The following is a 21,911-nucleotide window of genomic DNA, read 5'->3' on the forward strand; positions in this document are numbered from 1 at the left end:
TCATAGATTAGAAGAATAACTCCTTAATCAATGCCGTTAAGAAAATATTTGCAAGTGCAATCGGCAATAATACTTTCCATCCAAACTCCATTAACTGGTCACCTCTTATACGCGGGAACGTAACGCGGAACCAAATTAATAGAAAGACTACACTGCTAAATTTCAAAGCAAACCATACGGCACCTGGGATAAATCCAAGAAACATGACTGGATTCCATCCGCCTAAAAAGAGCACTGTAATTAACGATGCCATCCCGAAGAAATATACGTACTCTGAAAGCATGAAAAACGCCCAGCGAAAACCTGAGTATTCCGTATGATATCCAGAAACAAGTTCTGACTCCGCTTCCGGCAAATCGAATGGCGTCCTATTTAACTCTGCAACTGCTGCGATTAAGAAAACGACGAATCCAATTGGCTGTACGAAAATGTACCAGACCTTCTCCTGCGCCGCTACAATCTCATTTAAATTCAGGCTACCAGCTAGCAAAACGATACCAATTACACTCATTACGAGCGGAATCTCATAAGAAATCATTTGCGCCGCCGCACGCATCCCTCCTAAAAGGGAATATTTATTATTCGATGCCCATCCCCCAGTTACAACACCTATCGTCGTAATACCGGAAACAGCAATATAATAAAGTAGCCCGACTCCAATATCTGCAAATTGAAATTTATCAGTGAACGGGATAACCGCAAGCACCATAAATGCTGGTGCAAATGCAATGACAGGCGCTAATATAAATAGCGGTTTATCTGCTGCTTTCGGAATACTATCTTCTTTCAATAATAGTTTTAAAACATCAGCTACCGTTTGCAGTAAACCGAATCGGCCTCCAACCTGGTTTGGTCCAATCCGCCCTTGCATAAACCCCATCACTTTCCGTTCTGCCAAAATTCCATATGTAACGAAGCCAAGGACTGCAAATAGTAGAAGTACCGCTAATCCGAAAAAAATGAAGAAATTCGTCCAGCTTGAAGGTGATTGTAAGAGCGTCTCAATCATTAGCCATCAACCTCCCCAAGTACAATATCAACTCCACCTAAAATCGTAATTAAATTAGCGATGTTTTCACCTTTCAATAACTTCGGTAAAATTTGCAAGTTATAAAAAGATGGCCTACGAAACTTCAAACGGTACGGCTCTTTCTTTCCGTCACTTGCGATATAACAACCAATCTCTCCGCGCGGCGATTCGATACGTACGAACGCTTCTCCCTTAGGTGCCTTAATAATTTTCGGTACTTTTGCCAGCACAGCTCCATCTTTCGGGAACTGCTGAACCGCTTGCTCAACAATCTTTAAAGACTCCTCGATTTCTTGCATTCGGCAAACGTAGCGATCCCAAGCATCTCCCACGCTTCCAACAGGAATATCAAAATCAAAACGATTATAAATCGAATACGGCTCATCTTTGCGAAGATCCCAGTTTACTCCAGTGCAACGCAAATTTGCTCCGCTTAAAGAATACGAGATCGCTTCTTCCGCGCTATATATACCAACGCCTTTCACACGATTTAAGAAAATCTCATTACCGCTAACAAGATCATGATAACCTGCTAATTGCTCCCTCATATACGGAACAAACTCTTCCACCTTTTCAATCCAACCATCTGGCGCATCCCACTTCACACCACCAACTCTCATATAGTTAAAAGTAAGCCGTGCCCCGCATAATTCATTTAATAAATTTATAATCATCTCTCGTTCACGAAACGCGTACAAAAACGGGCTGACCGCTCCTATATCAAGAAGATTCGTCCCCCACCAAACGAGATGACTCGCAATTCTTCCTAACTCCATCGCAAGTACTCGCAAGTATTCGGCACGCTCCGGAATTTCAAGCCCCATCATCGTCTCCACAGCATGGCAAATGACGTAATTATTCGTCATGGCTGATAAATAGTCCATTCGATCTGTATAAGGGATAATTTGCGTATACTGTAAGCTCTCAGCGATCTTTTCGGTCCCGCGATGCAAATATCCAATAACAGGTGTAGCTTCTTTAATAATTTCCCCGTCAATCTTAATTACGAGCCTGAACACACCATGTGTACTCGGATGCTGAGGTCCTACATTCAAAAGCATCTCTTCCGTGCGGATCATAGCTACACCTCCACATCATACGGTTCATAGTCTTTTCTAAGCGGATATCCTACCCAATCATCTGGCATTAAAATACGCGTTAAATTCGGATGCCCTTTAAATACAATACCGAGCAAATCGTATGCTTCTCTCTCCGGCCAGTCAGCCCCTTTCCAAAGCGCTGTCACAGACTCGACTTGCGGCGCTTCCCGGTCTAGCTTTACCTTCACCGCTACCGATTGTTTCTTGCCATATGAAAACAAATGAACATACACTTCCATATGTGTCACAAAATCCGTCGCATGTAGCTCTGACATATAATCAAAAGCAAGTCCCTCATGGAATCGCAATGACTCCATCACTTCATAATACTTTTCGGGATCCACCACAAGAGTTGGCACATCCTTTGACAGTTTATTAATGTAGGAATCTACTAATGCACCCTCTCCTAACTTCTCCCTAATAGCCTCAACATACTGATTTAAATACGGCTGATTTACAGACGGTTCTTCCTGCTTCGGCTCATCCTCTTTCTTACCTTCAGCTCCCTTTGTCTTCGCTCTTGCAGCCGCTGCTGCTTTCGCTTTTGCCGCTGCAATTGCCTTTGCCTTTTCATCTCCCGAATCCCCATCACCTTGCGAGGCTTTCTGCTTCGCCAATGCTGCCGCTTTCGCCTTTGCCGCCGCCACCGCTTTTGCCTTGGCTTTCGCTTTTTCTTCTTCCGTTACTTCTTCGGTTCCTTCTCTTTTCTGCTTCGCCAATGCTGCCGCTTTTGCCTTTGCCGCCGCCACCGCTTTTGCCTTCGCTTTCGCTTTTTCTTCTTCCGTTACTTCTTCTGTCCCTTCTCTTTTCTGCTTCGCTAACGCTGCCGCTTTTGCCTTTGCAGTTGCTGCTGCCTTCGCTTTTTCTTCTTCCGTTACTTCTTCTGTCCCTTCTCTTTTCTGCTTCGCTAACACTGCCGCTTTTGCCTTTGCAGCTGCTGCTGCCTTCGCTTTTTCTTCTTCCGTTACTTCTTCGGTTCCTTCTCTTTTCTGTTTCGCTAACGCCGCCGCTTTTGCTTTTGCAGCTGCTGCTGCCTTCGCCTTCGCCTTCGCTTTCGCTTTTTCTTCTTCCGTTACTTCTTCGGTTCCTTCTCTTTTCTGTTTTGCTAATGCAGCCGCTTTTGCTTTTGCGGCTGCTGCTGCACGTCGTTTTGCTTCTTCTATAGTAATACCATCATTTTTTGGTAGCGCTTTCTCTTTTTCTTGATCTTCCTCCTCAAGTTCACTTATTTCCGCCTCGTGTTTCGCTACAAGGCGTTTTCTCGCTTCTTCTTTCGCACGCCTAGCTGCTTCTTTTTTCAGATCCTCTAAATCTTTATTTGGATTACTCATTTATTCGTCACCTGCTTTCCGGTCTTTGCCTCGTAACGAATTTTCTCTTTTAATTTATTAATTCCATAGATTAAAGCAGCTGGATTTGGGGGACAACCAGGAATATACACGTCAACTGGTACGATTTGGTCTACACCTTTCACAACAGCATATGAATTTACATACGGACCACCTGCTGTCGCACAAGATCCCATCGCAATAACCCATTTCGGTTCGGGCATTTGATCATATAAACGCCGAACAATAGGAGCCATCTTCTTCGTTACTGTTCCCGATACAATCATGACGTCCGATTGCCTTGGTGAAGTTCGAAAAAATGACCCAAATCGATCTAAATCGTAATGTGATGAGCCTACCCCCATCATTTCAATTGCACAGCATGCCAGTCCGAATGTCATCGGCCATAAAGAGTTGCTCCTCGCCCATCCTTTCAACTGTTCCAATGTAGAAAAAAAGATATTTCGTTCTAATTCTGCTCGCTCATTTGGATGTAATTCCTCAAAATTTATAACCATTGTAACACCTTCTTTTTCCAAGCATACGCTAATCCAACTAGCAACATTACAACAAAGATGAGCATTTCAATTAATGCAAATAAACCTAGCTTGTCATACGCAACAGCCCAAGGATATAAAAATAAAGTTTCTACATCAAAGATCACAAACAATAAAGCGAAAATATAATAACGAGCATGAAACCGAATATTTGCATCATGAAAAGGCTCAATTCCACTCTCATACGTCGTCGCCTTTGCTGCACTTGGTTTATTTGGGCGCAGCATCCTTCCTAATGTAAGAGCCACTACCGGCAGCAATATACCTAATAGCAAGAAAATCAAAACGATCATATAACTATTTTCATATACACTTGCCATTGTGAAACCCTCCCCCCTAAATTAAGAACAAGTTCACATAGTAAACAATATGTCCTAGTTGCAGTAATTATTATTTTTAAATTTTTCTAAATAATGCAACTATTCTAATCATTATAGCAAACTTCAAATTCCTATGTCGATATGTTGGGAGACAGAAACAAGAATTATTAAAATCTATCTTTACAACTTGCTATAATTGTGCAAAATAAATATAAAACTTATATATGCTTTTCAAGAAACCGTAGGTGATATAAATGAAAAAACAAACACATGTAAGTATTCTTATAAGCATTGTATTGCTGTCTATAACGCTTCACTATGTAGCAATGCCTTTTGTATATGAATACTCATTTCCTTTTCAGCTATTAATCGGAACGAGCACCCTATTAATTGATATTATCGCTTGTAGTTATATACTTTATTTTTCAAACATGAAAGAAGGGCTATCTCGTTTATTTTGGATCATATTATCTGTTGGAGCTCTCTCTTATTTTATCGGTGATATAGTCGTTGCCTATCAGCGTTTAATTGTAAAGGACTTCTATACGTTCGTTGATCCATCTGACTTTTTTTACTTACTTTTTTTAGTTAGCTTTACGTTTGCCTTTCTATACGAAATCATTTATAACCGAGATTTATTAGAAAAACTTTTTATGCTATGTGATATTTGTATTATCGTTACAGCCCAATTTACTTTAAGTTACTACTTACTTATTGAACGAACTATTCATATCTTTACAACATCCTATATCGACATATTTGTTCAACTTACCTATCCAATGGCTGATTTACTCTTTCTCTTAATAGGAATCAACCTTTTATTCAAACCACTATCCTTATTACCTAAAAAGGTCGGTGCACTTCTTGGCAGTGCTTTAATTTTATATGCTACTACAGATGCGATTTATGCTTATATAAAATACTTCATACCAGAGTATTCTATGTTTACAGTTACGCCTTTCTATCAAGTAACCTTAGTACTAGTAGCAATCGCCTGTATTCTCCATACAAAAAAGCCTGAAAAACAAGAACAAGTACTACTAACACCTAAAATTGGCGAATCAATCCGATTATCATTACCGTATATTTCTGTAGTAATGCTTATCGTTTTTATATTAGTTGAATACGTTTTTGCGCCTATTATAGTAATCGGACTTATAATAACTTTTTCTTTCGTTCTCATACGTCATAGTTTAGTTCGAAAACAAAATAAAATATTATTGATCGCTCAAATGCAATTCAACTCAGAACTCGAGAAACAAATTAAACTACGTACAGAAGATTTAGTAGAACAGAAAAATGAACTCTATCATAATCAACAAATGTTTAAATCTTTATACGAGCATCATCCAGATCCAATTTTCACATTAGATTTGTACGGTAATTTTCTCAAAGTAAATAACGCTGGTACTACTTTACTCGGTTATCAAACGAATGAATTATTAAACCAGCCTTACTATTCACTCATATACGAAGAAGATTTAGAAGAAATGATTAACGCCTTTCATCGCGTGAAAAAGGGATATTCGATTTCTTTAGAAATACGGGCTTACCATAAAAACAGAGATATTTACTACTTGCACGTTACCGCCGTACCGATCTTTTTAAAGGAGAAAATTTCTGGGGTTTATTTAATGATTAAAGATATTACGGAAAGCAAACAACAACAAGAACAAATCAACTTCCTAGCATACCATGATACTTTAACAGAGCTTGCAAATCGTCGTGCATTTCATCAACATTTAGAACAGGCAATTGCGCGAGCAAAAATATCGAAAAAGCCTTTTGCTGTTATGTTTCTCGACCTAGACCGTTTTAAAGTTATTAATGATACCCTCGGTCATCGAGTAGGAGACCTATTGCTCATCGCAGTAGCAAAAAGGCTCGAAAGAATAGCAACATCAAATATGAAACTCGCGCGGCTAGCTGGGGATGAGTTCACAATCCTTATCGAGAATTACAAAAAAAAGCCAGATGTCCAAAAAATAGCTGATAGGATTGTAGCGGCCATGAATGAGCCATTTGAAATCGAAAATCAACATTTACAAATCTCACCGAGCATCGGAATTGCAATATATCCTGAAGCAGGTGAAGATGCGCTATCCATTTTGCAGCATGCTGATATGGCCATGTACGAAGCAAAGAATAAAGGAAAAAACGGTAGCTCTCTTTACACGAAAGAACTATATAAAAAAATGGAACGAAAAGCTCGAATTGAAAAAGATTTGCCAATCGCTTTAGTAAACAAAGAATTTTATCTCGTTTATCAACCACAAATTGATACGACAACAAATAAAATTATCGGTGCTGAAGCTTTAATACGATGGAAACACCCGCTATTAGGTGACATTTCACCATGTGAGTTTATTCCAATTGTAGAAGAGACGCCACAAGTAGTCCCACTTGGACATTGGGTATTACAAGAAGCTTGTCTCCAATTAAAAATATGGCATACCTTTGGCTACCAAAATTTAAAAATAAGTGTTAATTTATCCGCAAAAGAATTCCGGCAAGATCAATTAATCGAAAACATTTCACAAATATTAAACGACGTGCAAGTCGACCCAAAATATGTAACCCTTGAGTTAACAGAAAGAATTGCAATGATTGACGAGAAAGAAACGTTATTGAGACTGAAGCAATTAAAAGAGTACGGTATCCAAACTTCCATTGATGACTTCGGTACTGGGTATTCTTCTCTTGCTTATTTATCAATTTTTCCAATCGACACATTAAAAGTACCGAGAGAATTTACACAATTAGCTGATCATCGTCCTGAAGAACGAGCCATCGTTTCTACAATACTTTCCCTCGCAAATACTTTAAATCTTTCAGTCGTTGCCGAAGGAATTGAAACCGAAAAACAGCTTAAGTTTCTGCAAAAACATAACTGTAAATATATGCAAGGTTACTATTTCAGTAAACCACTTACTAGTAATCAATTTATAAAATTTCTACAAAAAACCCCCAGTATGAACAAATAATTCATACTGGGGGTTTTATAGTGCTAAATTTTTTTCTCATAATATTCTTCTGCAATCTCTTCGTAAAAAGCTGCAGATGTCGTATAGAAATATGGAATTAACCATAAGAATCCAATCCCTAACGTAATACAACTTAATATAAACCAGCCAATAAAACTTAAACATAAAATGAAATACTCCATCTTATGTCCATCCATCATACGACGACTTTCTGTAATAGCTTGGTTCAGTGAATACTCAGGATGATCGTTTATAATAAAGTATGTCATCGCATAAGAAAATGATTTAATAATACCTGGAATAATGAACAATAACGTCCATAAGAAAAGATAAAGATTTACTAATAAATATAATAAAAATGATTTTAGAAATCTCTTTCCCTCTGAAAACCAAATGAATACATTACCAATACTAGCTTGCTTTTCACGAAGGATATTTAAACCAAGGTAATATCCACCTAAAGTTAACGGTCCAGTTACAAAAAATGAAAGAATATTCGTTGAAAGTGAACCATTTGTTTTTTGCCAACCGAAAATTAAAGAAAATCCCCAATCAACACTAAAACTAAAAGCCGTGATAAGAATTGAAATGAGTAGTGTAGCTCCAACAGCTAATCCCCATTTCCCTTCTAATGAATCTAGTGCTTCTCCTTTTAAATCACTAATCATGCGTAGCCTCGCCTCCTATACACAATAATTCTACTAGTATAGCATGTTCCTATTGAAATTCACCTTTTGAAATGTAGCGATAAAAGTGTGCTGTCGTCGTACTCATATACGGACTAAGCCAAAGAAATCCTATTCCAAAAGTAAGCAGCGCTAAAATAGCCCATCCTATGAAGCTCAGCCATAAAAGAAACAAATCTAACTTATGACCCTTCATAAGATTCTTACTTTCCTTCATCGCCTGCGAAACACTATATTCTGGATTTTCAATCATCACATAGTACGTCAGTGCATAAGAAAAATACATCACAATCATACCAACAATTGAAATTGCTAATAGTACGAAGAAAGCTATTGCAAATGACGTATTCCCTTCTTCACCTAACAATGCAAATAAGCCTATTAACAGCATCGGAATCCATGTACCTGTATATAACAAAATCGCAAGCATTGCCCACATTGTTTTCATCATTCTTTTAAAGCCACGAAATCCTTCGAATAAGTAATCTACTTTAGCATCTTCTCGTTTACTAATCTGTAAAAATACATTTGTATAACCATATGACGTAATCCCATACGATGCGTTACTCAAAATTATCATAATGCAATAAAAAATTCCAAAGGTAATACCTGCTCCAATTGACATCGTTTCCTCTTCAAATGATCCAGTTAAGCTTACAACTGAGAGAAATATAATAATTCCTGGAATTAATAGTATAAGCATTGCAGCCAGCGAAACAACATAACTTAAAATAAAATATAAAATTGTTGATCCAACACCTAGTCCCCATTTTCCCTTTAAAGAGTACAATGCTTCTCGCTTCATTTCACCAATCATTGATCCATCCCCTTTATGAAATATAAATTGTTGTACACTTCTACTTATACAAGCATCAATATAATTATACCAGTTTTGTAAAATTATCCATAAAATACACAAAAAAAATCCGTAAAGGCAAAGCCCTTACGGATTTTTTTACTTCATATCGGAAACGTTCAAACGGTTCACAGCACGTTGTAATGCCATTTCTGCACGTTTAAAGTCAACATGTGCTTGTTTATCTTGCAGACGTTGCTCAGCGCGACGCTTCGCTTCATTTGCACGATGGATATCGATATGGTTTGCTTCTTCAGCAGATGATGATAATACAGTCACTTTATCTGGACGAACTTCGATAAAGCCACCGCTTACTGCTACATAATCAGTGTGTCCACCATTTTTCAGACGAACTGCACTAATTTTTAATGGTGCAACAGTTGGAATGTGACCTGGTAAGATCCCCATTTCCCCACTCTCTGCTTTTACACTTACCATTTCTACTTCTTTTTCGTAAACCGGTCCATCAGGAGTTACAATACTGACTGGAAATGTCTTCATACTTCGTCCCTCCTAAGGCCTTACGCCATCATTTTCTTCGCGTTTTCAATAACTTCTTCAATGCCACCTACTAAGCGGAATGCATCTTCTGGAAGGTCATCATATTTTCCTTCTAGAATTTCTTTGAAACCACTAACTGTATTTTTTACAGGTACGTAAGAACCTTTTTGACCTGTAAACTGCTCAGCTACGTGGAAGTTTTGAGATAAGAAGAATTGAATACGACGAGCACGATGTACAACTAACTTATCTTCTTCAGATAACTCATCCATACCTAAGATAGCGATGATATCTTGAAGCTCTTTATAACGTTGTAAAGTTTGCTGTACTTGACGAGCTACTTCATAATGCTCTTCTCCTACGATTTCTGGAGAAAGTGCACGAGATGTAGATGCTAATGGATCTACGGCTGGGTAAATACCCATTTGCGTTAAACGACGCTCTAAGTTTGTTGTTGCATCTAAGTGAGCGAACGTTGTAGCTGGTGCTGGGTCAGTATAGTCATCGGCTGGTACATATACCGCTTGGATAGACGTGATAGACCCTTTATTTGTAGATGTAATACGCTCTTGTAATTGACCCATTTCTGTTGCAAGTGTTGGTTGGTAACCTACCGCAGATGGCATACGACCAAGAAGGGCAGATACTTCAGAACCCGCTTGCGTGAAACGGAAGATGTTATCGATGAACAGAAGTACGTCTTGTCCTTGCTCATCACGGAAATGCTCAGCCATTGTTAAACCTGTTAATGCAACACGTTGACGTGCTCCAGGTGGCTCGTTCATTTGTCCGAATACCATCGCAGTTTTCTTGATTACGCCAGAATCGCTCATTTCGTGGTATAAGTCATTACCCTCACGAGTACGCTCACCTACACCAGCGAATACAGAGATACCACCGTGCTCTTGTGCGATGTTATTGATTAACTCCTGAATTAATACTGTTTTACCTACGCCGGCACCACCGAATAGGCCGATCTTACCACCCTTAATGTAAGGAGCAAGTAAGTCTACTACTTTAATACCAGTTTCAAGAATTTCTACTTTAGTAGATAATTCTTCGAATGCAGGTGCTTGACGGTGAATTGGATCACGGTGTACATCCGCAGGAAGTTCACCATCTAAGTCAATTGCATCACCTAATACGTTGAATACACGTCCAAGTGTTGCATCACCAACTGGTACAGAGATTGCTTTACCAGTATCTTCTACTTCTGTGCCACGAACAAGTCCATCTGTGGAAGACATCGCAACTGTACGAACTGTATCATCACCTAAATGAAGTGCAACTTCAAATGTTAAGTTCATGCTTCCGTTTTCGTTGCTTTGTTTTACCGTAAGGGCATTGTAGATTTCTGGTAGCTTTCCGCCATCAAACTTAACGTCTACAACCGGACCCATGATTTGCGTAACGCGCCCTTTATTCATCGGGTTCCCTCCTAGCTTTCTTTTAATTAGCTACCTCTATCAGAGAAGTTAGCTTTTAATTTTTTATTAGTTTAGCTTACGCGACTCTCCTGAAAGAGCCGCTTCCGCTTTTTATTGAATCCAGCTCCAGCGGTTAGAATGTTCGGTGGCTTCGCTTTTTCCTACGAGGCACAAATCGCCTCTACGTCAAAAGGCTCCATCCCCCTCTCATTCTGAACGAACCGCTTCCGCTTTTTAATACTATTCTAACGCTGCTGCTCCACCAACGATTTCCGTAATTTCTTGCGTAATCGCTGCCTGACGCGCACGGTTGAATGAAAGTGTAAGTGAATCGATAACTTCCATTGCGTTGTCTGTAGCACTCTTCATTGCTGTCATACGCGCTGCGTGCTCACTTGCTTTACCGTCTAGTAATGCACCGTACACTAAGCTTTCTGCGTATTGTGGCAATAGTACTTTTAAAATTTCTTCTTCAGAAGGTTCGAATTCATAAGCTGTCGTCGGTTTGTCAGACGCCACATCAGTAAGCGGTAAAATTTTATTTTCCGTTACCTCTTGTGAAATTTTACTTACGTAATGGTTGTAGTAAATGTACAGCTCATCATAAGCACCATCTGCGAACATCGCAATTGCTCGAGAAGCAAGGTCTTTAATATCAGTAAATGATGGGTGGTCAGATAATCCAACTACTTCATCAATAATGTTAAAGCCGCGACGTTTTAAATAATCACGTCCTAGTCGTCCAAGCACAATAATAGAATATTGGTTTGAATCCATATTATGACGTTCACGAATTACGTTACTTACTGTACGTAATACGTTACTGTTATAACCACCTGCTAGTCCGCGATCAGACGTAATAACGATGTATCCTGTACGCTTTACAGGACGCGCATTTAGCATTGGATGATTAATCCCTTTGCTTCCTTGCGCAATGCTCGCTACTACTTCTTGAATCTTTTCCATATACGGAACGAAAGATTTAGCATTTTGCTCTGCACGGTTTAACTTAGATGCAGATACCATCTCCATCGCTTTCGTAATTTGACTCGTTTTCTTTGTCGAGTTAATCTTCGCTTTTATATCGCGTAAAGATGCCACAGGTTTTCACCACCTTTTTTCCGGAAGTTGGCACGATTAGTAAGAATCCTCTTCCTAATCTACGTTGCAAGATATTCTTGCTCATGATTGAAGGAAAAGAATAGGTGCACCTACTCTTTTCCTTTACATGACCTTTAGCAATCTCAGAGCCCGAGATGCCTTTTATATATACTATCTAGCTCCAGCGGCTTGAATGCTCGGTGGCTTCACTTCTTCCTACGAGGCAAACACCGCCTCTTCGTCAGAAGCTCCATCCCCCTCACATTCAGAACGAGCCGCTTCCGCTTTTATTAATCTAGTTCCGCCTCCTAGCCCCTTTCGTCTAAGAACCTTCCCCACAAGAAGGTAAAAAGCACCTTCTGTGAGAAAGAACCTTAGCCGATGGGGCTGAACAGTCGGCTTCACTTTTTATTATTATTCAGAAGCTACGAATACTTTTTTAAATCCATTGATTGCTGCTGCAAATTTGTCGTCATCCGCAAGTTTCTTAGTTGTGCGGATTTCTTCTAATAAGTCAGTCGCATTAGAATCTAACCAAGCATGGAATTCTTCTTCAAAACGAGTGATATCTACTACTGGGATATCATCTAGGAATCCACGTGTTAAAGCGTAAAGAATGATAACTTGTTTCTCTACACGTAACGGTTTGTGTAATCCTTGTTTTAATACCTCAACAGTACGAGCACCACGGTTTAATTTCGCTTGAGTTGCTTTATCAAGGTCAGAACCGAACTGAGCGAACGCTTCTAACTCACGGTAAGATGCAAGGTCAAGACGAAGTGTACCTGATACTTTACTCATTGCTTTAATCTGAGCAGATCCACCTACACGAGATACAGAAGTACCCGCATCGATCGCTGGACGTACGCCAGAGAAGAATAGGTCAGATTGTAAGAAGATTTGTCCATCCGTAATAGAAATTACGTTTGTTGGGATGTATGCTGATACGTCCCCTGCTTGTGTTTCGATGAAAGGTAGTGCAGTTAAAGAACCGCCGCCTTTTGCATCACTTAATTTTGCTGCACGCTCTAATAAGCGAGAGTGTAAGTAGAATACATCCCCTGGGTAAGCTTCACGACCTGGAGGACGACGTAATAGTAATGACAGCTCACGGTAAGCCGCTGCTTGTTTTGATAAGTCATCATATACTACTAATACGTGTTTACCATTGTACATGAACTCTTCACCCATTGTTACACCAGCGTAAGGAGCTAGGTATAATAATGGAGCTGGTTGAGAAGCAGATGCAGTTACAACGATTGTGTACTCTAATGCACCGTGCTTACGTAGTGTTTCTACTACGTTACGTACAGTTGATTCTTTTTGTCCAATTGCTACGTAGATACAAATCATGTCTTCATCTTTTTGGTTAATGATTGTATCAAGTGCAACTGCTGTTTTACCAGTTTGACGGTCACCAATGATTAACTCACGTTGACCACGGCCAATTGGTACAAGAGCATCGATCGCTTTAATACCTGTTTGAAGTGGCTCATGAACAGATTTACGATCCATTACACCTGGTGCTGGACTTTCGATTGGACGAGTGTTTGTTGTATTGATTGGGCCTAAACCATCAACTGGTTGACCTAATGGGTTTACAACACGACCAATTAGTTCTTTTCCTACTGGTACTTGCATGATGCGACCAGTACGACGAACTTCGTCACCTTCACGGATTTCTGTGTAAGGTCCTAAAATGATAATACCTACGTTGTTTTCCTCTAAGTTTTGTGCTAGTCCCATAACGCCGTTAGAGAACTCTACAAGTTCACCAGCCATAACGTTATCAAGACCATGAGCACGCGCGATACCGTCACCAACTTGGATAACTGTACCAACATCACTAACTTCGATTTCAGACTGATAGTTCTCGATTTGTTGCTTTATCAGTGCGCTAATTTCTTCAGCTCTGATGCTCATGTGCTTCACCCCTATCTATTCTTCATTAATTCACGCTGAATACGTGCTAATTTTCCTTGTAAACTTCCGTCATAAATGCGATTTCCAATACGTACTTTAATTCCGCCTAGTAAATCTTCATCTACAACATTTTTCACGCGAATTGCATCTTTTCCCGTTCTCTTTGCAAATGCTTCAGCAATGTTAAGCTTCTCTTCTTCTGATAGAAGACGAGTAGAATATACAGTTGCATCCGCTACGTTACGTTCTTCATTAGCAAGAACAACATATTCATCTGCAATTTCAGGTAAGATATCAATGCGTTTGTTATCAATTAAAATATATAACGTATTTAAAATAGATTCAGAAACAGATCCGAATACGTTTGCAAGAAACGTTTTCTTTTGTTCCTTTGAAATGTTCGGTTGCGTTAAAAAGCTATGTAGTTCTCCGTTCTTTACATAAACGTTTTGTACAAGGCGTAATTCCTCTTCAAACATTTCTAATACGTGTTTTTCTTTTGCAATTTTAAAAAGAGCGACAGCATAACGTTTTGCTACAATCCCATTGCTCATCGCGCTTCTCCTACTTCTTTAATATAATCGCGAATTAACTTCACTTGATCTTCTTCTTTTAATTCTTTTTCAATTACTTTAGAAGCAATTTGAACAGATAAAGAAGCGACTTGTTCTTGTAAAGCAGCAATTGCTTGCTCTTTTTCGCGTTGAATTTCTTGTACAGCAGATGCTTTAATTGATTCTGCTTCTTCTTTCGCAGCAGCAACAATAACATCCTTTTGATCTACAGCTTGCTTTTTCGCTCTTTCGATTAACTCTTGTGCTTCAACACGCGATTGTTTTAACATCTCACGTTGTTCTTCTACTAATTTCTTCGCTTCAGCATTATTTCTTTCTGCAGCGTCGATTTCATTAGCAACGTGCTCTTCACGTTCTTTCATAATTCCCATTAAAGGACCCCACGCAAATTTGCGTAGCATTACTAATAGAAGTAAGAAAATGAACAATGTATAAGCAATCGTTCCAAATGGAATGGAAGCTCCTAATAATAAAGTTGGCACAAGGATTCACTCCCTTCAAAATATCTAAATTGATCATATGAAAAAAAAAGACATACGTTTCGTTCATAAAGCAATGGCGAAGAAAGTTCGGAAAAACACTCTTCGCCATCTATGTAAGGGGAGTCTCCCTTATTTGTTCATTACGATGAATGCAATAACTACACCGATGATTGGAAGTGCCTCAACTAAAGCAACCCCGATGAACATAATTGTTTGAAGTGCGCCTTTTAATTCTGGTTGACGAGCAACACCTTCGATTGTACGTGATACGATAAGACCGTTACCAATACCTGCACCTAATGCTGATAAACCAATTGCAATTGCAGCTGCGATTACACCTAAACTCATTTAATTTGTCCTCCTTTGTATTATAAAAAAATAAATTTTTTCTTACTTAAATTATATTAATGGTCATGGCTTACTTTATGAGCCATATAAACCATCGTTAACATAACGAAAATAAATGCTTGGATTGATCCAACGAATACACTGAATCCCATCCATGCTAACATTGGTACAAGCGCACCTAATGCCCCAAGGACTGATGCTCCGCCCAACTTAGCAAGTAATCCTAATAAGATCTCACCTGCATAAATGTTACCAAATAAACGAAGACCTAACGTTAATGTGTTAGCAAACTCCTCAATAACCTTTAATGGGAATAAGAATTTCATAGGTTGGAAATAACCTTTTACGTACTCTTTCGTACCCTTCATCTTAATTCCATAATAATGGGTGAGGGTAACTACCATCACGGCTAATGTTAATGTAACTGCTGGATCAGACGTTGGTGATCTCCACCATGCAATATGTTCGCCAGCTTCAGTTGCTGAATACATGAATGGTAAACCAAGGAAGTTCGATACGATGATAAACATGATAAGCGTAACGCCAAGCGTTAAGAAACGTCCACCTGTTTTCCAGTCCATCGTACTATTGATAATCCCTTTCACGAAGTCAAACACCCATTCCATGAAGTTTTGCATCCCGGTTGGGCGAAGAGCTAAGCTGCGAGTTCCGATAACAGCGATTAAGAAAACAATAACTGCTGCTACAGTAACCATCATAACTGATGACAAATCGAACGTTAAACCTAGAAATTCAACTAATTTACCGTGTTCCACTAGTAATTCACCTCTCTTCCCTGCTCTTATACTCTAAATAAAGAAAATCTATGATCATGACAAGGTATCCTGTCAGCAATCCTACACCTAGGCCCCACATCGCGATTAACTCTTGATATTTGGCTGCAAATAAAATTAATAACCCAATCGTGGCGAATCTTGAATATGTACTTACCGCTGTTGCCTTGAACTTCACGTTTTCTCCATTTGTTACGCGATCTAGCAGCTTGTCTGTTCTACGTGCAATGATGCGCAAACTAAGAAAACTGAAAATCGTACCGATAATCAGTCCAAGAAATACATCCTTGTAAGAGGTAAATCCCCATCCTAGCACTAGAAGCGCAAGCAAGTAGTACATATATTTCTTTTGTCTTTGGACAAGTCCATGTACGTCTATCATCATTGCTCTCCCGAATAGTAATGTCGAATGAGTCGAATCATTGCGTATACCCCTGTTCCTAGTCCGAGTAATAACCCTATAATAAGAAACAACGGAAACGTTCCAACCTTATTATCAATCCACTGCCCACCAAAGATTCCAACAAGAATAGAACCGACTAATTGAGCAAGAATACCTGACATTAAAGCATAAGCTTTTATATGGCTGCGATCGTTTTTTTGCAAGGATTCATCCCTCCAATATGTAACCCTCATTCACGATGTGTTAATAATAACTCATTTTTTTGCATAAATCCTATACAAAACAAAAAGTTTACATTTTCGTCACGGAATAGATGTAATTTTGTCACTGAAAGCCCTACCATCTATCCCCGTTGTTAGCATACAATAGGGTATTAACAGTGTCAACGAGAAATCGTAAAAAATCTAAAAATTTGAGTATTAGGCATTTCCTCCCAAAAATGAAAACGTTCCCCTTCTAAATACTGGTTACATATATGCAATTTCTAACAGTTTTCTCTTTATAATAGAAGGAAATGTTCACAAGTTTGTCACTATTATATTTTCGAGATATAACGCTTTTCTTCCATAATATAGTGTTCCTCAGACGTAAGACTTCTATATTATATGTGAGGTGTATGCAACTTATGTTGTATATACGATGTATATTTATCCTCTCCCCCTCCCCTACTTGCTTACAGCAAAAAAGACGAGCTGGGGAATCTCCCCTGCTCGTCAGTTGTCTTACTTCGTTCCGAATAAACGGTCACCAGCATCACCAAGACCTGGTACTACATATCCGTGGTCATTTAATTTCTCATCTAATGCTGCTACATAAATATCAACATCAGGATGTTCTTCTTGTACTACTTTTACCCCTTCTGGAGCTGCAACGATACACATTAATTTAATTTGTTTCGCACCGCGCTTTTTCAGAGAGTTAATTGCTTCAGCCGCAGAACCACCTGTTGCTAGCATCGGATCTAGTACGATAAAGTCACGCTCTTCTACATCCGTTGGAAGTTTCACATAGTATTCTACCGGTTGCAATGTTTTAGGGTCACGGTATAAACCAACGTGTCCTACTTTTGCTGCTGGAATTAATTTCAGAATTCCATCAACCATTCCTAAACCTGCACGTAAAATCGGAATTAAACCAAGTTTTTTACCAGCGATCACTTTTGTTGTCGCTTTGCTTACAGGTGTTTCAATTTCAATGTCCTTAAGTGGAAGGTCGCGAGTAATTTCGAAAGCCATTAAGCTTGCTACTTCGTCCACTAATTCACGAAAATCTTTCGTACCTGTATTCTTATCGCGAATATATGTAATCTTATGTTGAATTAACGGGTGATCAAATACATACAGTTTTCCCATGTGAATCTCTCCTTTAGATGATATTCATGCGTTTGCACGCTTTTTTACACTATTTACGATTGTAAAGAAAACGCTACTAATATTCAAGGGCAAATTTGGCAAAATCATGATTTTACAATGAATCTATCTAGTATCTTTACCAATTATGGGAGCTGTATCCTTCATTATATCGCCAAAATTTATTCATCATTTGTATACATACTTTAAAAATAATATATGTCCAAAAAAAAGACCGCCAAAACAATTAAGTCTCGGCAGTCTTCTTCAATCTATTATAGATTTGGATACATTGGGAATTTGCTAGTTAACGCTTCTACACGCTTACGTGCTTCTTCTAATGCAGCTTCATTTTCATGATTTTTTAATGTATAAGCAATAAGTGACGCAATTTCATCCATTTCTTCTAAACCAAAACCACGAGATGTTACAGCTGCTGTACCGATACGTACACCACTTGTTACAAATGGGCTTGCTGTTTCAAATGGAATTGTATTTTTGTTCACTGTAATACCAACTTCATCTAATACGTGCTCTGCTACTTTACCTGTGATTTCTAAGTTACGAACATCAATCAAGATTAAGTGATTGTCTGTTCCGCCAGAAACAAGTGTAAGTCCTTCTTTTTGAAGACCTTCAGCTAAGCGGTTCGCATTGTTAATGATATTTTGTGCATATGTTTTGAAATCATCTTGAAGTGCTTCACCAAATGCAACAGCTTTTGCAGCGATTACGTGCATAAGTGGACCACCTTGAATACCAGGGAAGATTGATTTATCAATTTGTTTTGCAAATTGCTCTTCACATAAAATCATACCACCACGCGGACCACGTAACGTTTTATGTGTTGTCGTTGTAACGAAATGTGCATGTGGTACTGGATTTGGATGTAAACCAGCAGCTACTAAACCTGCGATATGTGCCATATCAACCATTAAATAAGCGCCCACTTCATCTGCAATCTCACGGAATCGCTTGAAATCGATAACACGAGGGTATGCACTTGCACCTGCAACGATTAATTTTGGTTTATGTTCTTTCGCTTTTGCTAATACATCATCGTAATTAATACGGTGAGAGTCAGCATCCACGCCATATTCTACGAAATTATATTGTACTCCACTGAAGTTAACAGGGCTTCCGTGTGTTAAGTGACCACCATGAGATAAGTTCATACCAAGTACTGTATCGCCTTGCTCTAAAATCGTGAAGTATACTGCCATGTTCGCTTGTGCACCAGAGTGTGGTTGAACATTTACGTGCTCTGCGCCGAAAATTTCTTTCACGCGATCACGTGCGATATCTTCTACTACGTCTACGTGTTCACAGCCACCATAGTAACGTTTTCCAGGATATCCTTCAGCATACTTATTCGTTAAAACAGAACCTTGTGCCTCCATTACTGCTTCACTTACAAAGTTTTCCGAAGCAATTAACTCAATCTTTGAACGCTGTCTTCCTAGTTCTGCCTCAATTGCAGCAAATACCTTTTCATCTTGACGTTTTAAATGATCCACCAAAATCCCCCTTTTCTGAACGAATTACATCGATTCCCAACAGTTTTTTCTTATTTATTCAGAAAAAACGAAAATTCAGGTTGTAATTCTTTCGAACCTTCATGTTTTCAACTACATTCTAACATGACTTTCTATATCATAAAAGAAAAAAAAGACCGAAAATCGGTCTTTTCTTTCTTCTATTATAAAGTCAGACAACATACCTTTTATCTTATGATAAACAGGTACTATATGACTTCCTAATTTCTCATATTTAACGGCAAGTGGTAGTCTCTTCCACTGCCGCATAGACAGCACGTGCTCCACCAATTAGTTTTCCACGTGTTTTGGCCATCGTTACATGCGCACTTCCAATTTCCTTCACATTTGTACGAACCGGAACAGCTACATGCTTTAAATGCATACCGATAAATGTATCACCAATATCCATTCCTGCATCAGCTTTAATAAACTCAACTACTACCGGATCTTTCAAATTGTGATACGCATATGTCCCCAATGCACCACCTGCTGATCTAACAGGCGTAACTGTTACAATTTCAAATTGATATTTTATCGCTACTTCTCTCTCAACTACTAAAGCACGGTTTAAATGCTCACAACATTGAAACGCTAATTCAATACCTGTTTGCTCTTGAAATTGTTTTAACTCAGAGAAAATCGCCTCTGCTACTTCCATCGTTCCTGATGTTCCAATTCTTTCGCCTAGCACTTCGCTCGTGCTACAACCCACTACAAAAATTTGACCGCTTTGTAATGAAGCTTGTTCTTGGAAATCAGAAAGCGACGTTTGTAGCTGTTCTCTTACCTTTACGATTTCTGTCATTACGCCTCTTCCTTTCACAGGTTGGTTCACCAAATTATATTTCACACTACTGATAGTTAGAATCTATTACTTTGTTTCGTATGTTTTAATTTTTCCTACGCGGTTTTCGTGACGACCACCTTCATAATCAGTTGTTAACCAGATTTTCGCGATATCACGCGCTAGACCAGCACCAATTACACGCTCGCCCATTGCTAGCATGTTAGTGTCATTATGCTCTCTCGTCGCTTTCGCGCTGAAAGTATCATGAACTAACGCACAACGGATACCATTTACTTTGTTTGCTGCGATTGACATACCAATGCCTGTCCCACAAACTAAGATACCACGATCTACTTCACCATTCGCTACCATTTCAGCTGCTGGAAACGCAAAGTCAGGGTAATCAACAGAACCAGCTTCACATTCACAACCTAAATCAATATATTCAATATTTAACTCTTCTAATAAATTTACAAGTTCTTTGCGGATATTCATACCGCCGTGATCAGATGCTATTACTACTTTCATTTTTACCCCTCCAAAGTTTCAATCAATTATCTTCATTTCACACTCGCTACCTCATATAGGAAGAAGTGATCTCCAATATCGTATTATACACGAAACATCAACCTACTGAATGTTTTTTCAGTAAAGTTTGTACAAGTTTTTCCATCTCATCTAACGTTTCTTTATAAATAGAAAGCGAGCCTCCAAATGGATCTGAAATGTCCTTGCCTATACCTTCAGTTAATCCATATAACGTATTTAATTTCTTTTCAACGCTCGGATAATGCCCAAGTACAATTTGCTTATGGTTTTCTGTCATCGTTACGACAATATCAGCCCAATCAAGCAAAGTTTCATTTACTTGCTGCGCCGCATGATCAATTGAAATTCCTTTTTCAGCTAAGGCTTCCTTCGCATGTACCGATGCATCGCTCCCAGGATAGGCGAAAACACCAGCAGATTGCACTTCAAACTTATCTCCTCCGTGATGACGAAGCAACGCCTCAGCCATTGGACTACGACATGTATTGCCAGTACAAACAAATAACACTCGTTTCATTCAAACCCACCCCTATATTCGATTTCTTATCATTCATCATAACTTACATTAGAATAGAACAAAAGAAATGTGAATATACAAAAGGCGCATTTCTCTTATATTTTTTCTAAGAAAAATGCGCCTTATCCACATATATGTGAAACCCTATTTCCAAGTGCCTAGAGTATTTTAACATACATACTGAACACGCAACAAAAATAAGGAATCCATTTCATACGAAACGGATTCCTCTTATATTGCAATTATTTCATTGTAACTTTCATTACTTCTGTTGAACCTTTTGTAGCTGCTACGCCTACAGTTGTCTTAATAGACTCAGCTGCATCTGTGTTTGTAATAACAATTGGAGTAATTGTGCTTTTCGCTTTTTCACGGATTAATTCTAAGTCGAATGAGATTAATTTATCTCCAGCTTTTACAGCTTGGCCTTCAGAAACGTGAGCTTCGAAACCTTCACCTTCCATTTTTACAGTTTCTAATCCAACGTGGATTAGAATTTCTGTACCGTTTTTCGCTTTAATTCCGATAGCATGTTTTGTGTGGAATAATTGTACGATTTCACCATCAACTGGAGATACAACTACACCTTCAGTAGGATCAATTGCAACACCGTCACCCATCATACGACCAGCAAATACTGGATCTGGTACTTCTTCAATATTTTTCACTGCTCCAGTTAATGGAGCTACGATTGTTTCTTCATTTGTTTTTGAACCAAGACCGAATAATTTTTTAAACATAGGATAGTCCTCCTTA

General features: G+C 38.8%; 25 protein-coding genes. 1 reads left to right on the plus strand and 24 read right to left on the minus strand.

The window, feature by feature from the left end; genetic code table 11:
- Positions 1-7: 7 nt before the first annotated feature.
- The 5 genes from nuoH to nuoA are packed head-to-tail and all read right to left on the minus strand — an operon-like array spanning position 8 to position 4,335.
- Complete coding sequence (gene nuoH, locus C3Y97_RS26685; protein ID WP_000573426.1) at positions 8-1,009, minus strand: NADH-quinone oxidoreductase subunit NuoH; 1,002 nt, start codon at positions 1,007-1,009, stop codon at positions 8-10.
- Positions 1,009-2,109: an NADH-quinone oxidoreductase subunit NuoD gene (nuoD, locus tag C3Y97_RS26690; protein ID WP_000621444.1), complete on the minus strand. Its 1,101-nt coding sequence runs from the start codon at positions 2,107-2,109 to the stop codon at positions 1,009-1,011. Before nuoD ends, nuoH begins: the two co-directional genes overlap by 1 nt.
- Before the next feature lie 2 nt (positions 2,110-2,111).
- Positions 2,112-3,461, minus strand: a complete 1,350-nt coding sequence (locus C3Y97_RS26695) for an NADH-quinone oxidoreductase subunit C (RefSeq protein ID WP_136363713.1) — start codon at positions 3,459-3,461, stop codon at positions 2,112-2,114.
- Positions 3,458-3,976: an NADH-quinone oxidoreductase subunit NuoB gene (nuoB, locus tag C3Y97_RS26700; RefSeq protein ID WP_000236331.1), complete on the minus strand. Its 519-nt coding sequence runs from the start codon at positions 3,974-3,976 to the stop codon at positions 3,458-3,460. The genes C3Y97_RS26695 and nuoB overlap by 4 nt, the downstream gene beginning before the upstream one ends.
- Positions 3,967-4,335 carry an NADH-quinone oxidoreductase subunit NuoA gene (nuoA, locus tag C3Y97_RS26705; RefSeq protein WP_000179273.1) on the minus strand — a complete coding sequence of 123 codons (369 nt, stop codon included), beginning with the start codon at positions 4,333-4,335 and terminating at the stop codon, positions 3,967-3,969. Before nuoA ends, nuoB begins: the two co-directional genes overlap by 10 nt.
- Before the next feature lie 254 nt (positions 4,336-4,589).
- Between nuoA and C3Y97_RS26710 the strand changes: the two genes are divergently transcribed.
- Complete coding sequence (locus tag C3Y97_RS26710) at positions 4,590-7,319, plus strand: EAL domain-containing protein (RefSeq protein ID WP_000745011.1); 2,730 nt, start codon at positions 4,590-4,592, stop codon at positions 7,317-7,319.
- Positions 7,320-7,342: 23 nt separating this feature from the next.
- Here the strand turns inward: C3Y97_RS26710 and C3Y97_RS26715 are convergent, their stop codons facing one another.
- The 19 genes from C3Y97_RS26715 to C3Y97_RS26805 form a co-directional block, all read right to left on the minus strand.
- Entirely contained in the window at positions 7,343-7,987 is a 645-nt protein-coding gene (locus tag C3Y97_RS26715) for a DUF975 family protein (protein ID WP_000622462.1), read from the minus strand.
- A gap of 49 nt (positions 7,988-8,036) precedes the next feature.
- Positions 8,037-8,822: a DUF975 family protein gene (locus C3Y97_RS26720; protein WP_000578820.1), complete on the minus strand. Its 786-nt coding sequence runs from the start codon at positions 8,820-8,822 to the stop codon at positions 8,037-8,039.
- Positions 8,823-8,960: 138 nt separating this feature from the next.
- Positions 8,961-9,362 (minus strand): F0F1 ATP synthase subunit epsilon, encoded by a 402-nt coding sequence (gene atpC / locus C3Y97_RS26725; RefSeq protein WP_000847211.1) that lies wholly within the window; start codon positions 9,360-9,362, stop codon positions 8,961-8,963.
- A 20-nt stretch (positions 9,363-9,382) separates the two neighbouring features.
- Positions 9,383-10,789, minus strand: a complete 1,407-nt coding sequence (gene atpD / locus C3Y97_RS26730) for a F0F1 ATP synthase subunit beta (protein WP_001032595.1) — start codon at positions 10,787-10,789, stop codon at positions 9,383-9,385.
- Positions 10,790-11,029: 240 nt separating this feature from the next.
- The gene (gene atpG / locus C3Y97_RS26735; RefSeq protein WP_000157696.1) at positions 11,030-11,890 is read right to left on the minus strand and encodes a F0F1 ATP synthase subunit gamma; all 861 of its coding nucleotides are present in this window, start codon (positions 11,888-11,890) and stop codon (positions 11,030-11,032) included.
- A 414-nt stretch (positions 11,891-12,304) separates the two neighbouring features.
- Positions 12,305-13,813 carry a F0F1 ATP synthase subunit alpha gene (atpA, locus tag C3Y97_RS26740; RefSeq protein ID WP_000027518.1) on the minus strand — a complete coding sequence of 503 codons (1,509 nt, stop codon included), beginning with the start codon at positions 13,811-13,813 and terminating at the stop codon, positions 12,305-12,307.
- 11 nt (positions 13,814-13,824) lie between these two features.
- Positions 13,825-14,367: a F0F1 ATP synthase subunit delta gene (gene atpH, locus C3Y97_RS26745; protein WP_000064683.1), complete on the minus strand. Its 543-nt coding sequence runs from the start codon at positions 14,365-14,367 to the stop codon at positions 13,825-13,827.
- Positions 14,364-14,870: a F0F1 ATP synthase subunit B gene (atpF, locus tag C3Y97_RS26750; RefSeq protein WP_001142624.1), complete on the minus strand. Its 507-nt coding sequence runs from the start codon at positions 14,868-14,870 to the stop codon at positions 14,364-14,366. Before atpF ends, atpH begins: the two co-directional genes overlap by 4 nt.
- Positions 14,871-14,999: 129 nt before the next feature.
- The gene (gene atpE, locus C3Y97_RS26755; protein WP_000052064.1) at positions 15,000-15,218 is read right to left on the minus strand and encodes a F0F1 ATP synthase subunit C; all 219 of its coding nucleotides are present in this window, start codon (positions 15,216-15,218) and stop codon (positions 15,000-15,002) included.
- A gap of 56 nt (positions 15,219-15,274) precedes the next feature.
- Entirely contained in the window at positions 15,275-15,994 is a 720-nt protein-coding gene (atpB, locus tag C3Y97_RS26760; RefSeq protein ID WP_000399871.1) for a F0F1 ATP synthase subunit A, read from the minus strand.
- 7 nt (positions 15,995-16,001) lie between these two features.
- Positions 16,002-16,394 (minus strand): ATP synthase subunit I, encoded by a 393-nt coding sequence (locus C3Y97_RS26765; RefSeq protein ID WP_000567600.1) that lies wholly within the window; start codon positions 16,392-16,394, stop codon positions 16,002-16,004.
- Positions 16,394-16,618 (minus strand): AtpZ/AtpI family protein, encoded by a 225-nt coding sequence (locus C3Y97_RS26770; protein ID WP_001171223.1) that lies wholly within the window; start codon positions 16,616-16,618, stop codon positions 16,394-16,396. The genes C3Y97_RS26765 and C3Y97_RS26770 overlap by 1 nt, the downstream gene beginning before the upstream one ends.
- A gap of 26 nt (positions 16,619-16,644) precedes the next feature.
- The gene (locus C3Y97_RS26775; RefSeq protein ID WP_000232962.1) at positions 16,645-16,758 is read right to left on the minus strand and encodes a DUF4024 domain-containing protein; all 114 of its coding nucleotides are present in this window, start codon (positions 16,756-16,758) and stop codon (positions 16,645-16,647) included.
- Positions 16,759-17,137: 379 nt separating this feature from the next.
- Complete coding sequence (gene upp, locus C3Y97_RS26780) at positions 17,138-17,767, minus strand: uracil phosphoribosyltransferase (protein ID WP_000517539.1); 630 nt, start codon at positions 17,765-17,767, stop codon at positions 17,138-17,140.
- Positions 17,768-18,039: 272 nt separating this feature from the next.
- The gene (glyA, locus tag C3Y97_RS26785; protein ID WP_000349805.1) at positions 18,040-19,281 is read right to left on the minus strand and encodes a serine hydroxymethyltransferase; all 1,242 of its coding nucleotides are present in this window, start codon (positions 19,279-19,281) and stop codon (positions 18,040-18,042) included.
- A gap of 253 nt (positions 19,282-19,534) precedes the next feature.
- A complete protein-coding gene (locus C3Y97_RS26790) occupies positions 19,535-20,107 on the minus strand; it encodes a TIGR01440 family protein (RefSeq protein WP_240691052.1) in 573 nt (190 codons plus the stop codon).
- Between the two features lie 66 nt (positions 20,108-20,173).
- Complete coding sequence (rpiB, locus tag C3Y97_RS26795) at positions 20,174-20,617, minus strand: ribose 5-phosphate isomerase B (RefSeq protein WP_000869538.1); 444 nt, start codon at positions 20,615-20,617, stop codon at positions 20,174-20,176.
- Between the two features lie 97 nt (positions 20,618-20,714).
- Positions 20,715-21,155, minus strand: coding sequence for a low molecular weight protein arginine phosphatase (locus C3Y97_RS26800; protein ID WP_000832373.1), 441 nt, complete (start codon positions 21,153-21,155; stop codon positions 20,715-20,717).
- 242 nt (positions 21,156-21,397) lie between these two features.
- Positions 21,398-21,895 carry a PTS sugar transporter subunit IIA gene (locus C3Y97_RS26805; protein WP_000473665.1) on the minus strand — a complete coding sequence of 166 codons (498 nt, stop codon included), beginning with the start codon at positions 21,893-21,895 and terminating at the stop codon, positions 21,398-21,400.
- Between the last annotated feature and the right edge of the window lie 16 nt (positions 21,896-21,911).

The sequence above is a fragment of the Bacillus sp. DU-106 genome (assembly GCF_004799705.1).
GTDB classification, from domain to species: Bacteria; Bacillota; Bacilli; order Bacillales; family Bacillaceae_G; genus Bacillus_A; species Bacillus_A cereus.

What these genes read in the sequence shown, in the direction of transcription:
- rpiB (WP_000869538.1), bottom strand. Translation starts at nt 20,617, where the DNA reads ATGAAAGTAGTAATAGCATCTGATCACGGCGGTATGAATATCCGCAAA.
- C3Y97_RS26800 (WP_000832373.1), bottom strand. Translation starts at nt 21,155, where the DNA reads ATGAAACGAGTGTTATTTGTTTGTACTGGCAATACATGTCGTAGTCCA.
- atpE (WP_000052064.1), bottom strand. Translation starts at nt 15,218, where the DNA reads ATGAGTTTAGGTGTAATCGCAGCTGCAATTGCAATTGGTTTATCAGCA.
- nuoB (WP_000236331.1), bottom strand. Translation starts at nt 3,976, where the DNA reads ATGGTTATAAATTTTGAGGAATTACATCCAAATGAGCGAGCAGAATTA.
- C3Y97_RS26765 (WP_000567600.1), bottom strand. Translation starts at nt 16,394, where the DNA reads ATGATAGACGTACATGGACTTGTCCAAAGACAAAAGAAATATATGTAC.
- atpA (WP_000027518.1), bottom strand. Translation starts at nt 13,813, where the DNA reads ATGAGCATCAGAGCTGAAGAAATTAGCGCACTGATAAAGCAACAAATC.
- C3Y97_RS26790 (WP_240691052.1), bottom strand. Translation starts at nt 20,107, where the DNA reads ATGACAGAAATCGTAAAGGTAAGAGAACAGCTACAAACGTCGCTTTCT.
- C3Y97_RS26775 (WP_000232962.1), bottom strand. Translation starts at nt 16,758, where the DNA reads ATGGTAGGGCTTTCAGTGACAAAATTACATCTATTCCGTGACGAAAAT.
- atpC (WP_000847211.1), bottom strand. Translation starts at nt 9,362, where the DNA reads ATGAAGACATTTCCAGTCAGTATTGTAACTCCTGATGGACCGGTTTAC.
- nuoA (WP_000179273.1), bottom strand. Translation starts at nt 4,335, where the DNA reads ATGGCAAGTGTATATGAAAATAGTTATATGATCGTTTTGATTTTCTTG.
- atpH (WP_000064683.1), bottom strand. Translation starts at nt 14,367, where the DNA reads ATGAGCAATGGGATTGTAGCAAAACGTTATGCTGTCGCTCTTTTTAAA.
- nuoH (WP_000573426.1), bottom strand. Translation starts at nt 1,009, where the DNA reads ATGATTGAGACGCTCTTACAATCACCTTCAAGCTGGACGAATTTCTTC.
- C3Y97_RS26805 (WP_000473665.1), bottom strand. Translation starts at nt 21,895, where the DNA reads ATGTTTAAAAAATTATTCGGTCTTGGTTCAAAAACAAATGAAGAAACA.
- nuoD (WP_000621444.1), bottom strand. Translation starts at nt 2,109, where the DNA reads ATGATCCGCACGGAAGAGATGCTTTTGAATGTAGGACCTCAGCATCCG.
- C3Y97_RS26695 (WP_136363713.1), bottom strand. Translation starts at nt 3,461, where the DNA reads ATGAGTAATCCAAATAAAGATTTAGAGGATCTGAAAAAAGAAGCAGCT.
- C3Y97_RS26720 (WP_000578820.1), bottom strand. Translation starts at nt 8,822, where the DNA reads ATGATTGGTGAAATGAAGCGAGAAGCATTGTACTCTTTAAAGGGAAAA.
- C3Y97_RS26710 (WP_000745011.1), top strand. Translation starts at nt 4,590, where the DNA reads ATGAAAAAACAAACACATGTAAGTATTCTTATAAGCATTGTATTGCTG.
- atpD (WP_001032595.1), bottom strand. Translation starts at nt 10,789, where the DNA reads ATGAATAAAGGGCGCGTTACGCAAATCATGGGTCCGGTTGTAGACGTT.
- upp (WP_000517539.1), bottom strand. Translation starts at nt 17,767, where the DNA reads ATGGGAAAACTGTATGTATTTGATCACCCGTTAATTCAACATAAGATT.
- C3Y97_RS26715 (WP_000622462.1), bottom strand. Translation starts at nt 7,987, where the DNA reads ATGATTAGTGATTTAAAAGGAGAAGCACTAGATTCATTAGAAGGGAAA.